The sequence below is a fragment of the Neomegalonema sp. genome (assembly GCF_028688855.1).
Taxonomy (GTDB): domain Bacteria; phylum Pseudomonadota; class Alphaproteobacteria; order Rhodobacterales; family Rhodobacteraceae; genus Neomegalonema.
The window spans coordinates 1-13,878 of sequence record NZ_JAQTXI010000026.1; the positions used below are offsets into that span (position 1 = coordinate 1).

Sequence of the window (13,878 nt, forward strand, 5' to 3'; positions counted from 1 at the left end):
GGGTCGTAGCTGTAGGAGACGCGGACGCCCTGACGGACGGGTCCCGTCACCCCATGAGGGGTTAGGAGGTCCTGGCAGACGTCGTTCCCATGGCCGCAGCCTCGAGTCCCGTCACCCCATGAGGGGTTAGGAGTTGCGCTCCACATGCGCAGGGATGGCGGCGGATGGCGGGTCCCGTCACCCCATGAGGGGTTAGGAGTCTTCGGCCACAGCCTGAACCGCGAAAGATATGGAGTCCCGTCACCCCATGAGGGGTTAGGAGTGATCCGCCACCTCCTTCGGAGCGTCAGCGGCCTTCTGTCCCGTCACCCCATGAGGGGTTAGGAGAAGGGGCTTCAGGACTCGCTGCAGCGCGACCTCGCCGCGTCCCGTCACCCCATGAGGGGTTAGGAGCAGCGCTCTTCCGCCCAGAACTGCCGGACCCGGTCCCAGTCCCGTCACCCCATGAGGGGTTAGGAGAACGCCAACAACATCGGAGATGCGTGGGACGCCGCCGGTCCCGTCACCCCATGAGGGGTTAGGAGCTGCGCCGGGTCGCGCGGATCCCAGAGCCTGGCCCAGTCCCGTCACCCCATGAGGGGTTAGGAGGGGCGCCGCCCTCTGGTTCGGGCGCCATCATGACTGACCTGTCCCGGTCCCGTCACCCCATGAGGGGTTAGGAGGTCTCGCTTGCCCGCCGATCTGGACCACGCGGTTTCGTGTCCCGTCACCCCATGAGGGGTTAGGAGTCGCGTCCGCCGCGGCCCTGTAGACTGCGAAAGCGGCGCTGTCCCGTCACCCCATGAGGGGTTAGGAGAGGTTGAGGAACCGCGCTCCGGCCTCGCAGACCGTCGCGGTCCCGTCACCCCATGAGGGGTTAGGAGCACGCCTGCGCCCGCGCGGCGGGTCTCGACGAGGAGGTCCCGTCACCCCATGAGGGGTTAGGAGAAGCTCGATTGGGCGTGGGTAGGTTTGGAGATGTGCGAGTCCCGTCACCCCATGAGGGGTTAGGAGTCCCGTGTCGTGGTGGCGCAGAAGATCGCCGAGCTTGTCCCGTCACCCCATGAGGGGTTAGGAGCGCCCTGCAGGGCTTGGGGTCGGCTGCGCCATTTCGCCAAGTCCCGTCACCCCATGAGGGGTTAGGAGACGCCTACGCCCGCCGCCCCTGCGGCTGAATCCGCCGGTCCCGTCACCCCATGAGGGGTTAGGAGCGGGAGGACGGGCATTATTCGAGCCCGACGCGGGAGGTCCCGTCACCCCATGAGGGGTTAGGAGGGCGCGCCGTCATGGGCGAAGCGCTCGATGTCGGGTCCGGTCCCGTCACCCCATGAGGGGTTAGGAGTGGAGCGCGCGCGGCGCGTGTTCTCGGGCGCCGATGAGTCCCGTCACCCCATGAGGGGTTAGGAGTCTGAAGTGAAGTCCGCTATCGACCTGATCGAACATCCGTCCCGTCACCCCATGAGGGGTTAGGAGACGCCGCCGTCAGCAAAGCCGAAGAAGCCCCCGATGCCGGGTCCCGTCACCCCATGAGGGGTTAGGAGCGCGTCCGGCGCGGTCGGGGAGACCTTCCCCGCCTGCGTCCCGTCACCCCATGAGGGGTTAGGAGGGGCGCAAGGCCCGCCCATGCGCGCGCGCATGTGTATTAGTCCCGTCACCTCATGAGGGGTTAGGAGAAGGGCGGCGATCTCGTCGTCGTCGGGGCGCTCGTCGGGTCCCGTCACCCCATGAGGGGTTAGGAGTCTCGTCCCTCAACTGGGCGCGGATGCGGAGGGGCTGTCCCGTCACCCCATGAGGGGTTAGGAGTCTCCGCTCGGTCCGACGAACATCGAGTGAGGGCTGGTCCCGTCACCCCATGAGGGGTTAGGAGGACCTCCGGCCGCGTCTGGCGCGACCGGTCGCCACCGTCCCGTCACCCCATGAGGGGTTAGGAGCCCGAGGGCGGCGCGGCCGCCGAACCGCCCCCCGCCCGAGTCCCGTCACCCCATGAGGGGTTAGGAGGCGGGCCTCAACAGCAACCTGGACCCGGTCGAACTGGTCCCGTCACCCCATGAGGGGTTAGGAGATCGACTGGATCAAGGAGGCCGGGCCCTGGATAGGCGGTCCCGTCACCCCATGAGGGGTTAGGAGGCGGGGGCGGATCTCGGCGACGCCGCGACCCTCGCCGGGTCCCGTCACCCCATGAGGGGTTAGGAGTCTCGCAGCGCGGCGGCCTTCATGCGCAGAGCGTCGAGGGTCCCGTCACCCCATGAGGGGTTAGGAGCTATAGCGGTCGGAAAGCTCGGCGATCTTTCGCGCCAGTCCCGTCACCCCATGAGGGGTTAGGAGATGCGAGGTGATCGCGAAGATCAGCAGGTCCAGCGCGGGTCCCGTCACCCCATGAGGGGTTGGGAGCCCGGAACGGGGAGCAGATGGACCCCGATCACATAGGTCCCTGTCGCCTCGCAATAAAATTTGTACCTAAAGTCCACATAATGCGTTGAAAAATAATAATCATAAAAATGAGATCAAATACAGAGATTCTACATAGACGGGGATTTTCGTCTCGAAGTTACTGCAATATTTTCAATAAAGTTTTTACTTGGAAGGTGGAAGCAGGTCGGTCGCTGAAATATGAATGCATTGACTTGCACGCCGTCGAGATCGGACGTAGATCAGAGTACAGATGGAGAGTGGATCGGCTATGTCCAGCGACCGGCGCTCTCGTTTAGCTCTGGGGCAATATTTCTAACGTCTCTTGGGAGAGGGATTTGCTACGAGAGATGAACACCTCCGGAAACGATGATTTTCGGCTTCTTTGAAACCGGCAGTGCTCTTCTGGGCGGTCTGTTGAGGGTCCTCGTAGCGCTTTTGGTCTGTGAGCGGCTGATTTTAGGGCTTTTCCGCCTTATGCGGGCGCCGTTCTGGCGTGGAGCCAGAGTCATCGCTTCATGTTGAAGGCCATGGCGGCGAGGGTGACGGCAGCCGAAGCGCGGGCGAGGCTGATGGTGCGGATCACGAGCCGCATGGGCCCCTTGAGGACGGCGAAGGGATGTTCGACCTGGGCGCGCACCGTCTCGCCATGGGTGGCGAGCGCCTCTTCATGGCAGGCCGCGCACCAGCGCAGGCGATGGGCCGGAGCGCGCAGCCCCGCCGCGATCCCGAGACGAGCGTGCAGCCCTGCGGCCTCCCCGTCGAGCATGGAGCGAAGCGCAAGACGCCGCGTCCCGGCGGGCTGGAAGGCCGCGTGATAGCCGAAGAGCGTCGCCTGAGCCAGATCCTCCGCCGTCGCGCCGAGCGAAGGGGGCAGCCTCTGCGCCAGAGCGCTGAGGCGGCATTGCAGATCGACCGAAGCCCGGACGGAGCGGTCGCCGAAGAGGTCGTCGAGCGTCTGTTTGGAGCTTTGGGAGCAGATATGGAGATGATAGCGGGCGAGGCGGCTAAAGAGGAGTTCGTCAGGGAGAGACGCGGGGAAGTAGGCGAGCATCTCTCCCTCCCTTCCTTACGCCGCGTCGTCGGCGGGCAGTTTGGTCCAGCCCGCCTCGCGAAATGCGGCGTAGGCGTCGGTCGTCTCCGGCGTCAGCAGGCGGCGGAGGTCCTGAGGATCCTCCTGCGGCGCGGGCGATGGAGCGGCGATCTTCGGGGCCGCCTTGCGTTTGCGCTGGGCGGGCTTGGCAATCAGGCCGCGCCCTTTCAGACGCTCCGCGATTTCACGAACGAGATCGAGAGGCCCGGCTTCAGGCAGATCGGCGCGGACCTCCGCCAGCAGGAGGGCGGCGATGTCGGCTCCGAGGCCCATCTCCTCCAGCATGACGATCAGTTTGTCATCTGTCATGGATGAGGTGGGAGCGGGCGTGGGCACAGGCGGCGTCATGCGGCCGCCCAGCCGGACGACGGCGTCGCTCAGGGTCTGGCGCATAAAATCCTCAAAGGGCCTCAGGTCGTCATATTGCTGCAGCGCGCGTTGATCGCCCCGCCTCAGGGCGTCGATCATCGGCGCGATCAGCTTCAACTCCGTCCGGGCCACATGGCGGATGAGAGCCGCGCTGATCCTTTCCTCCCGGCCCTCCAGAAGTCCAAGCTGGATCGCGCGCATTTGCGTCAGCATGAAGAGTTTGACCACCACGTCGACGACGCCCTGGCTCTCATCGGCCAGCGCCGCGCGGATCTCCTCATCCAGCGGGGCGGCCTCCAGCGTCCACTGGAAAGCCCACATCCGTTCGATGAAGCTGCCCCAATCCTCATCATCGGTCCGCGGCTCCCAAACTGCGCTCCCCAGACCGCTGGCGCGGCTGACGGAAGGCTCCCTGAAGCAGGGACAGTGCGGCGGGCGTGCCGACGAGCATCACCGGAAGCCCGATCTTGTTGATCAGGGTGACGAGGAAATTGAGCAGATCCTCCCGCCCCGCGCCGGGGGCTTGCGTGAGATGTTGGATCTCATCAATTACCAGAATCCCGAGCGCGTGGCGGTCGGCGATCTGCGCCATATGGACGACCATCTCGTCCAGCGCGATCCGGCCGGAGCCATGCCGGGCCTGAAACCGGGTCCCGAGAAGAAGATCCATCTCATTGAAAAAGCTGATGCAGAGCTGTCTCGGCGATCCCTTATGCGGACATTCGAGTTTGAGCCAGACCACCTGCGTCAGGGCCATGGGCTCGTCATGCGCCACGGTCTGAGGATAAAGACGCAGGATGCGGTCGACGCTGCGCGTCTTCCCGATCCCCGAGGCCCCGATGAGCGCGAAGCCCGAGGCGGTGGTTTCGACCGGATGAGGCGGCGGCGCGTCCAGACCCGCTGCATGATGCGCTCATGATTATTGCGCAGGCGATGAATATAATCCGTCGTCATGGGATTGCGGCCGAGATAGCCTTGGCGGATCAGCAGGCCGATCCTCTGCTCCAGCGTGAGATGACGGATCAGCGGCTCGAAATATTGGCCGAGGCGCTGGATGCAATGCGCTCGAAGGTGGGCTGGATAGAGACGTTCCTCTGCGTTGAAGCTCGGGAGATCGGTCAGCGCGGCGAGGGCCGCCTCGACCGACAGCGGCGGCGGCAGGCGGGCGATGAAGGGATTCGCGGCGTATTCGGGCAGCAGAGATTCATCCGTCATCATCCTCGCCTTTCTCCTTCTCTCTCTCGAGGTGCTTGCGGGCTTGCATGATGTCCGGGAAATCATAATTCCCCTTCGCGGGTTTGGGCTCGCCCTTGAAGGGCAAGACCTGCGCAGGCTCTCCCTGCTCCAGATGAGGGCGGAAAGCCTCCTGAACGCGATTGGCGGCCCGCTCTTCGGCGCGATTGCCGCGGATGTCGCGCAGGCGTTCGGCTTTGGAGCGCGGATCCTCCGGGCGGGCGCTTGCGGCGAGGGCGGCGATCCTCTCAATCTCCTCGTTGAGGTTGATCCGCCCCTGACGTCGACGTGGAGTCAGGGCGTCCCTCTGGCGTCTGTCCTCCTGATGCAGCTGATCGATCTCCCAGAGGGTCTTGCCGCGCATCTCTCCGCTGGCCTCCGTCAGGGCGCAGGGAAGGAAAGGCTCGCGGCCCTTGGGATCGCGCAGCCAGATCCGGTCCATCAGGCGCGGCTCGTAGCTGATCGGAACTTTCCAGCTGCGGGTCTGGCGGGCCTTCTCGAACCAATGCTCCCTGATGGCGCGGTCGCAGCTGTAATAACAGCCGTAGAATCGGATCCCCTGCGCCGTGACCGTCGCTTCATCCGACGGCAAAAGCGCCAGTTTCACCATCTCTTCCAGGAATATTCTCTGCTGGCCCGTTCGTCTCCGCACGCCCCATTCCCAAAGCTCGATGGAGACGGCCTTGACATCTTCGGCGATCATCGCAGGATCTCGCGGATAGCCGCTCAGCACATGTTCGTTATTGTAATAGAGCGTCGAGCGAATGAGGATGGCCGTGAACTCGTCCGGATCCAGAACCGCGTCGAGGCGATAATCTCTTGCGCCGCGCTCCTGAAAATCAGGCTCCACAAATCCGGACGTGAAAGGCCGGAAGGCGGCGTGCAGCAAGCCGAAACGACGTTCGACGACGCCCTTCCAGTCGGCGCGATAGGGCGCGGCGGTTTCGATCCGCACCCCGAAAACTTCGACCAGACGATCCGCAGAGGCGCCCAGCATCTCCCCGCGATCCGCCAGCAGCGCGGTGGGCAGGCTGCGGCAGGGCCAGTCCGCCTCGGAGATCTCCACGCCGAAGCTCCGGCACCATTCCGCTTTCGGAGAGGCGGCGTTGGCCAGAGCCGTCATCGCCCCGACCCAGCTTGGCCCCTCCAATCCGACATAGAGCCCGGCGATCATCCGGCTGAAGACGTCGATGACGACATAGACCACCGGCCTGCCGATGATCTTCGTCCGGTCGAAGCGCGAGACGAGATAGACGTCGGCGATAGTGGCGTCGATCTGATAACGCGAGCCGGGACCGAGCGTTTCGGCGGTCGAGGTTCCCAGGATAGCGCGGTTGTCCTTGTCATGGACGCGCGGCGTGCGCCTTTTGCGGGCGAGGGCGAAGAGGTCGTTATCCTGCGCCAGCCAATAGCGGAATTGCCTGAGGCTGGGATGCGCCGGGCGGAGGACGCGTTCCTGACGTCCGGTCTCTTCGTTCAAAAGAAGATCGGAAAAATGGTCTTTCAGACATTGATGATAGCAATCCGTCATGTCGACGCGCTTGTTTTTGGCGAAATATCGCGTGACCGCATCTCTGAAGGCCTGGCGAACCTTCTCATCGACGTTCAGGCCCTGTGCGCCGCCCCGAACCGGCGCTCCGCGCTTCTTGCCGCTCTCCGGCTTGCTCTTTCCCGGAGCCCCGGAATTGGCGGTGTCCGGGGTCAGGGCGGCGATGGTCATGCCGCGTCGCCACCAGCGGTGCAGCAGGCGATAGAGCCTCTGCCGCGTAATTCCTGTCTCCTCGACGCGCTGTTGAACCAGCGCCGCCCGGCTCCTCGGGTTGAAGATCTCCGGCTGCGCCAGAGCAAGGGGACGGATCGCCTCCCAAGCCTCATCCCGCCGCTTCCTGCGCGTCTCGGTCAAGGGCAGGCTTTGGAGATCAAGCGCCGGATCTTCCGTCAGGAGCGCCAGCCCCTCGCCCATCGCCTCCTCAATCTCGGCATGGCTCCGGAGGATCGGCGCGGCGCGATCATCGTCGATGTCGATGAGCCAGACCGCGAGCCTCTGAGGACATCCAGAGCAGGCGTTCGCGCCGCCCGTCTTCCAGAAAGCGCAGAACGCAGCCCTGAAGGAAATCGAGATTGCGCAGCAGGATCGGGGGAAGATCCCGCTCCGTGACGATTCCCCAGTCCACACCGCGCGAGGTCCAGTATCTCCGCTCGATCTCCAGTTTTGCAATCGTGCGCGCATCGCTCAGAGCTTCGGAGGGTTTGACCGTTCGAGCGAGCGTCACCATCCGGCTGCTGCGCTCCACATCCGGCAGAAAGTCGGTCATCCGCACCAGAGCCGTCCGGCTTTTCTTGTCGACGGGATGGGAGACGTCAGCCTCCAGCGCGATCCGCCTCTCCTCAAGATGAAGAGGACATGGCTCGGGATGTCGTCGCGGAATTCATGATGAGGAAGGCGCCAAGTCTATATCGCACCGGGAGGGTGGATGCGTCCGGCGAGGCCCCGAGCAGCCGGGCGCCTCTTGCCGCGATGGAGCCTCCAGAATGATCAGACAGGGTTTGCGCTCGGCCCTACAAGCAAGATCGCGCCCCTCCTTGCGGAAGCGCGCGATCCTGACTTGTCGACTCGGCGCGCCCCTTCAGGCGCGGCCTCTGCAAAGCTCGCCAGGCGGATCCCCTCCCCTCATCGGAGAAGCGATCCGCCCGCCCCTCCTCACTCCACCGTGACGGATTTGGCGAGGTTCCGGGGCTGATCCACGTCGGCGCCCTTGGCCAGAGCCGTATGATAGGCCAGAAGCTGCGTCGGGATCGCGTAAAGGATCGGCGCAAGCTGCGGATGAACCTTCGGCAGCGTCAGGCTCGCCCAGACGCCCTCTCCGGCCTGCGCGATCCCCTCGGCGTCCGAAATCAGCAGCACCTTGCCGCCGCGCGCCATCACCTCCTGCATGTTCGAGACGGTCTTCTCGAACAAGGCGTCGCGCGGAGCCAGAACCACCACCGGCACCTGGGAATCCACCAGAGCGATCGGTCCGTGCTTCAGTTCGCCCGCCGCATAGCCCTCGGCGTGGATGTAGGAGATCTCCTTGAGCTTCAGCGCGCCCTCCATCGCCAGAGGATGCATCGCGCCGCGCCCCAGATAGAGCACGTCCCGCGCCTCGGCGAGCTCGCGCGCGATCTTCGCCACCTGAGGCTCCTGCGCCAGAGCCTCCGCGATCAGGCGCGGCAATTCGCCCAGAGCCGTGACGAACTCCGTCTCCGCCTCCGCAGACAGCCGACCCCGCGCCCGCGCAGCCTGAGCCGCCAGAACCGCAAGGACCGTCAGCTGACACACGAAAGCCTTGGTCGAGGCCACGCCGATCTCGGGGCCCGCCAGAGTCGGCAGCACGAGGTCGCTCTCGCGCGCGATCGAGCTTTCCGGCACGTTCACCACGCCGAGGATCTTCTGACCCTGGGACTCCGCGTAGCGCAGCGCCGCCAGAGTGTCCGCGGTCTCGCCCGACTGCGACACGAACAGCGCAAGGCCGTCGGCGGGCAGCGGAGGCTCGCGATACCGGAACTCCGAAGCCACCTCGACATGCGCCGCCAGGCCGGCCATCTGGTTGAACCAGTAGCTCGCCGTCTGGGCGGCGTAGGCGGCGGTGCCGCAGGCCACCATCTGGATGGAGCTCGCGGCCGCGAAGTCCACCGCCGGATCCAGCGCCGCCAGGCTGCGGCGGTCGGTCGAGAGATAGCGGCCCAGCACATAGCCCAGCACGCCAGGCTGCTCGTGGATCTCCTTGGCCATGAAATGGCGGTATTCGCCCTTGTCGGCCAGCACCGACTCCACCGCCACGGTGCGGACGGGGCGCTCGACCAGACGGCCGTCGCGGTCATGGATCTCGGCGCCCTCGCGGCGGACCACCGCCCAGTCGCCTTCCTCCAGATAGCAGATGCGGTTGGTCATCGGCGCCAGGGCCAGGGCGTCGGAGCCCACATACATCGCCCCCTCGCCGTAGCCCAGGGCCAGAGGAGAGCCGCGACGGGCCGCGATGATCAGATCCTCGTGCCCCTCGAAGAGGAAGCAGAGCGCGAAGGCGCCCTGGATCCGCCCCAGAGTCGCGGCGGCGGCGTCGGCCGGCGAAAGGCCCCGCGTCATGTAGCGGTCGCAGAGATGCGCCACCACCTCGGTGTCGGTCTCGGATTCGAAGACGCTGCCTCCGGCCTGAAGCTCGGCGCGCAGCTCGCGGAAGTTCTCGATGATCCCGTTGTGGACCACCAGGACCCGGCCCGCCTGATGCGGATGGGCGTTGCTCTCGGTGGGCGCGCCATGAGTGGCCCAGCGCGTATGGCCCACGGCCAGAGCCCCCCGCAGGGGATAGCTCTCCAGAAGGCTCGCCAGAGCCGAGAGCTTGCCCGGCGCCCGGCGGCGCGTCAGGCGTCCGGCCTCCAGCGTGGCCAGGCCCGCCGAATCATAGCCGCGATATTCGAGCCGCTTCAGGGCCTCGAGGGCGGCCAGAGCCGCGTCCTCCCGCCCGATCACACCCACGATGCCACACATGATACGCTCCTCAATTGCACAAGCGGCGCACGAACCGCGCCGACGGAGATCGAACCGATCCCGCCGACCTTCAAGCGGCCTGGCGCATCCCGGCGCCGCGGCCCTCCCGAAACGACCACCCCAGGGTGATCAGCATGAAAGGCGCCAGGTCACGCAAAGCCCGCCTTTCCGACGCCTTTCACAAGTCGCCGCCTCAGGATTTCGGAGTCCTGCCCGCCCGCAGACGCGCCCGCAGGCGCGCCGCAGCGCCAGGAAGAATTCTCTGATCCGCACGCGCCACCGAAAGCGCCTCTGCGGGAATGTCCTTCAGGACCGTCGAGCCCGCCGCCACCAGCGCCCCGTCGCCCACCCGGATCGGCGCGATCAGCACCGCGTTGCTGCCGATGAAGGCGCCTTCGCCGATCTCGGTGCGATGCTTGGACACCCCGTCGTAATTGGCGGTGATGACCCCCGCCCCGACGTTGGTCCCCGCTCCGACCGCCGCGTCGCCGAGATAGGCGAGGTGGTTGGCCTTGGCGCCCGCCCCGAGCCGGGCGTTCTTGAGCTCGACGAAATTGCCCACATGGGCCCCCTCGCCGACCTGCGTCCCCGGACGCAGCCGCGCATAGGGCCCGACGATCGCGCCGGAAGCGACCTCCGCCCCCTCCAGATGCGAGAAGGCCCGGATCCGCGCTCCGCCGCGCACATGAACCCCGGGCCCGAAGACCACATGCGGCTCGATCAGGACGTCCGGCTCGATCCGCGTGTCGTGGCTGAAGAAGACCGTCTCGGGCGCGGTCATCGTGACCCCCGACTCGAGGACCGCGCGGCGGCGCTCCTGCTGGAACAGGGCCTCGGCGCCCGCCAGTTCGAGGCGGCTGTTGACGCCCAGAACCTCTTCGGCGCTCGCGCGCACGGCGGCGCAGGGCAGGCCCTCGGCCCGCGCCAGAGCCACCACGTCGGTCAGGTAATATTCGCCCTTGGCGTTGGCCGGGCTCAGGCGGTCGAGCCAGCCGAAGAGCCGCTCGGCCGGGAAGATCAGCACGCCGGAGTTGCACAGCCGGATGGCGGCCTCCTCGGGGGTGGCGTCCTTCGCCTCGACGATGGCGTCCAGGCCCCCGTCGGGGGCGAGCTTGAGGCGTCCGTAGCCGCCGGGCTCCTCCGGCTCGAAGCCGAGCACCCCCACCGCGGCTCCCGCCCGACGCGCCGCGATCAGACGCCGCAGGGTGCCCGTGGAGACGAAGGGCGAGTCGCCGTAGAGCACGAGGACGTCGCCGGTGGCGCCCTCCAGCACCTCGCGCGCCTGGAGGACGGCGTGGCCGGTGCCGAGCTGCTCCTCCTGACGCGCCGTCGCGACGCCCGGCCAGAGCCGCGCCGCCTCGGCCGCGACGGAGTCGCCGTCATGGCCGACCACCACCGCCACCCGCCCGGGGCTCAGGGGCCGCGCGCCCGCCAGGGCGTGGCCGATCAGCGAGAGCCCGCCGATCTCGTGCAGCACCTTGGCGCGCGAAGAGGCCATGCGCGTGCCCTTGCCGGCGGCGAGAATCACGAGATTCAGCGCGGGTTCCGCGCGAGGAGGGGAGATTTCGGTCATGCAGGAGAATCCGGCGCTGCAATGCGGTAAAGAACACGGAATGACGAACGCAGAGTCGGCCTCCTGGACGATGAGGCCGCGCAGACGGCGAACCTGAAAGGAAACATGGCGAACATGTCCATACCTTCATACCAGAATTGTGACAATTTGGTGGAGAGCCCGCAAGCCCATTCGGCGACCCCCTCCCTTCGCGCGGCGATGCGCCACGGCTTTTGACTTCCGGGCGGAATTCCCGCTCTATGGGCGCGCAGGCGCCGGAGGCCCCGCCGACACGGACGCCGCCGCTTTGGGGAGAGGACAAGGAAAATGTTCGAGAAATCCGTAAGTTCCATTCTGCGCGGCGCAGGCTGGGCGGGCGTGCTGCGACGCAATGCGGCGATCCGTCCGGAAAGGCCCGCCCTGCTCGACGCCGCAGGCGCCATGAGCCATGCGGATTTCCTCCGGCGGGCGCTCGGCGCGGCGGCGACCCTCCGCGAGATGGGACTCTCGCCCGGCGCGCGAATCAGCGTGATTTCCGAAAACCGCAGGGAGATCCATCTCCTTCTCGGGGCCTGCGCGCTCGGCGGCTGGGCTCTGGCGCCGGTCAACTGGCGGCTCGGGCCCGAGGAGACGACCGACATCCTGCGCGGCTGCGCGCCGGAGCTGCTGCTCCATGGCGCGCCCCTGCCGGAGGGCGTCGGCCTCCCCCCGAGCCTCAAGGCCGTCCGCGCCTTCGAAGGCCCCGAGGCCTTCCCCTTCGAGATGATCGCGCCGGAGTCCGCCGCCGCCCTCGCGCTGGAGCCCTCGGGCCCCGACGACCCGCTCTGCCTGATCCACACCGCCGCCGTCGAGGGCAAGCCGCGCGGCGCGACCCTCTCGGGGGCGAACCTCGTCGCGGCGGGCGCGCAGCTGGCTCATGCGGCGGCTCTGGGCGAAACGGACGTGTTCCTCGGCGCCCTGCCGAACTTCCACATCGTCGGGGTGGGCTTCGCGGCGGCGGTCCAGCTCGTCGGGGGCGCGACGCTGGTTCAACCCCGTTTCGAGGCCAAAGCCGCCGCCGCCGGAATCGCCGAGCACAAGGTCACGCTGGCGGGCTCCTTCCCGCCGATCCTCGAACAGATCCTCGACGCCGCCGACGAGACCGGCGCCGATCTCTCCAGCCTGCGGGCGGTGGTCGGGCTGGAGGGGCCGCCCATGATCGAGCGGCTCCACAGGAGCTGGCCCGGCGCGAAGTTCCTGCTCGGCTTCGGCCAGACGGAGACTTCCGGATACGTCACCTACGGCCGGGGCGACCTCTTCGCGGGCACGGCGGGCGTTCCGGGGATCCTGACCGAACTGGCCCTCGCCGACGAGACCGGCGCGCCCCTCGCCGCGACCACGCCGGAGACGGTCGGCGAGATCCTCGTGCGCGGGCCCGTGGCGATGCTCGGCTACTGGGATCAGGAGGAGGTCAACCGGGAGACCTTCCGCCATGGCTGGCTGCATACGGGAGACCTCGGGCGGATCGACGCCCGGGGACGCCTCGTCTACGCAGGCCGCGCCCCGACCAAGCTGCTCATCAAGACCGGCGGCGAAAACGTCTATCCCGCCGAGGTGGAGAAGGCCCTCCTCGCCCATCCCGACCTCGCGGAGGCCGTGGTGGTCGGCCTGCCGGACGCCCGATGGGGCGAGGCCGTGGCGGCGCTCTGCGCGCGCAAGCCCGGCGCGGAGGTCTCGGCGGCGGATCTGGGCGCCTTCCTCGCCGGACGCATCGCCCGCTTCAAGCAGCCGCGCCATGTGGTCTTCGTCGAGGCCCTGCCCCGCGGCGCCGACGGGAAACCCGACCGCGCGGCGGCCCTGAAGCTCGTCGGGGAGGCGCTCTGAAGCATGGAGGAGGCGCGCTTCGAGGCCAGGGTCCATTGGGCGCGCGAACTCCCGCCCGACGAACGCGAACGCGCCCGGCGCGGCGTGACGCTGCGGCGGTTCGCGCCCGGCGCGGCGGTGATCCATCGCGGCGACAAGATCGACGCCTGGATCGGCGTGCTGGACGGACTGCTCAAGCTCGGTTCGGTCACGGACGCGGGCAAGGCGGTGACCTACGCCGGATTGCCCTCCAGCGCCTGGTTCGGGGAAGGCTCGCTGCTCAAGGACGAGCCGCGCCAATATGACGTCGTCGCGCTGCGCGAGACCGAAACCGCCTGGCTCAACCGCGCCGCCTTCATGTGGCTCTACGAGAACAGCGTCGCCTTCAACCGGCTGCTCGTGCGGCTGCTCAACGAGCGGCTCGGGCAGTTCATCGCCTCCATCGAGCACGACCGCATGCTCGACGGCACCGGCAAGGTGGCGCGCAGCCTCGCCTGGCTGTTCAACCCGACCATCAGCCCCTTCGTCGGCGACCGGATGGAGATCAATCAGGAGGAGATCGCGGCTCTGGCGGGGGTCTCGCGCCCGACGGCGAATCGCGCCTTGCGCGATCTGGAGGCTCAGGGCGTGCTGCGGGCCGAGCGCGGAGGCCTGCGCGTGCTGGACTGGACCGGCTTGCGCCATTACGGCGCCTGAGGGACCGGTCTGCGCCCTTGCGGCGCCTGGCGGGCGGACGCGCTCTCCGGACGCGGCGCGGCGCGCGCGCCTGACCACCTTATCTGAAGTCCACGGCGCGAGTCTGTCAAGCGCGGGCTTGTCAAAACCCCGCAAGCTTGAGAATCTGGGTTCAAGGCCGGGCTCGACTTCGGCCAGCAC

Annotated in this window: 9 protein-coding genes, 2 pseudogenes and 1 CRISPR repeat array; of the genes and pseudogenes, 2 read left to right on the forward strand and 9 right to left on the reverse strand. The window is 67.3% G+C overall.

Annotated features, from left to right (window positions below; all coding sequences use genetic code 11):
- Positions 1-40 precede the first annotated feature (40 nt).
- Positions 41-2,370: a CRISPR direct-repeat array (repeat unit 28 nt; unit sequence GTCCCGTCACCCCATGAGGGGTTAGGAG).
- 526 nt (positions 2,371-2,896) lie between these two features.
- The 9 genes and pseudogenes from PHN62_RS15235 to glmU all read right to left on the reverse strand — a co-directional run.
- Positions 2,897-3,025: pseudogene (locus PHN62_RS15235) on the reverse strand (IS5/IS1182 family transposase); the annotation flags it as partial.
- A gap of 9 nt (positions 3,026-3,034) precedes the next feature.
- Positions 3,035-3,442, reverse strand: a pseudogene (locus PHN62_RS15240) (TniQ family protein); the annotation flags it as partial.
- Between the two features lie 15 nt (positions 3,443-3,457).
- Complete coding sequence (locus PHN62_RS15245; RefSeq protein ID WP_300152128.1) at positions 3,458-4,171, reverse strand: hypothetical protein; 714 nt, start codon at positions 4,169-4,171, stop codon at positions 3,458-3,460.
- 28 nt (positions 4,172-4,199) lie between these two features.
- Positions 4,200-4,691 carry an ATP-binding protein gene (locus tag PHN62_RS15250; protein ID WP_367187041.1) on the reverse strand — a complete coding sequence of 164 codons (492 nt, stop codon included), beginning with the start codon at positions 4,689-4,691 and terminating at the stop codon, positions 4,200-4,202.
- Positions 4,598-5,068 carry a hypothetical protein gene (locus PHN62_RS15255; RefSeq protein ID WP_300152130.1) on the reverse strand — a complete coding sequence of 157 codons (471 nt, stop codon included), beginning with the start codon at positions 5,066-5,068 and terminating at the stop codon, positions 4,598-4,600. The genes PHN62_RS15250 and PHN62_RS15255 overlap by 94 nt, the downstream gene beginning before the upstream one ends.
- Complete coding sequence (locus PHN62_RS15260) at positions 5,055-7,046, reverse strand: Mu transposase C-terminal domain-containing protein (RefSeq protein ID WP_300152131.1); 1,992 nt, start codon at positions 7,044-7,046, stop codon at positions 5,055-5,057. Before PHN62_RS15260 ends, PHN62_RS15255 begins: the two co-directional genes overlap by 14 nt.
- 46 nt (positions 7,047-7,092) lie before the next feature.
- Positions 7,093-7,512 carry a TnsA endonuclease N-terminal domain-containing protein gene (locus PHN62_RS15265; protein ID WP_300152196.1) on the reverse strand — a complete coding sequence of 140 codons (420 nt, stop codon included), beginning with the start codon at positions 7,510-7,512 and terminating at the stop codon, positions 7,093-7,095.
- A 272-nt stretch (positions 7,513-7,784) separates the two neighbouring features.
- Positions 7,785-9,608, reverse strand: a complete 1,824-nt coding sequence (gene glmS / locus PHN62_RS15270) for a glutamine--fructose-6-phosphate transaminase (isomerizing) (RefSeq protein ID WP_300152133.1) — start codon at positions 9,606-9,608, stop codon at positions 7,785-7,787.
- A gap of 193 nt (positions 9,609-9,801) precedes the next feature.
- Positions 9,802-11,181, reverse strand: coding sequence for a bifunctional UDP-N-acetylglucosamine diphosphorylase/glucosamine-1-phosphate N-acetyltransferase GlmU (glmU, locus tag PHN62_RS15275; protein ID WP_300152135.1), 1,380 nt, complete (start codon positions 11,179-11,181; stop codon positions 9,802-9,804).
- Between the two features lie 306 nt (positions 11,182-11,487).
- Between glmU and PHN62_RS15280 the strand changes: the two genes are divergently transcribed.
- Both PHN62_RS15280 and PHN62_RS15285 read left to right on the forward strand, forming a co-directional pair.
- A complete protein-coding gene (locus PHN62_RS15280) occupies positions 11,488-13,023 on the forward strand; it encodes an AMP-binding protein (protein WP_300152137.1) in 1,536 nt (511 codons plus the stop codon).
- A 3-nt stretch (positions 13,024-13,026) separates the two neighbouring features.
- On the forward strand, positions 13,027-13,698 hold the full coding sequence (locus tag PHN62_RS15285) for a Crp/Fnr family transcriptional regulator (RefSeq protein WP_300152139.1): 672 nt from the start codon (positions 13,027-13,029) through the stop codon (positions 13,696-13,698).
- Positions 13,699-13,878 lie beyond the last annotated feature (180 nt).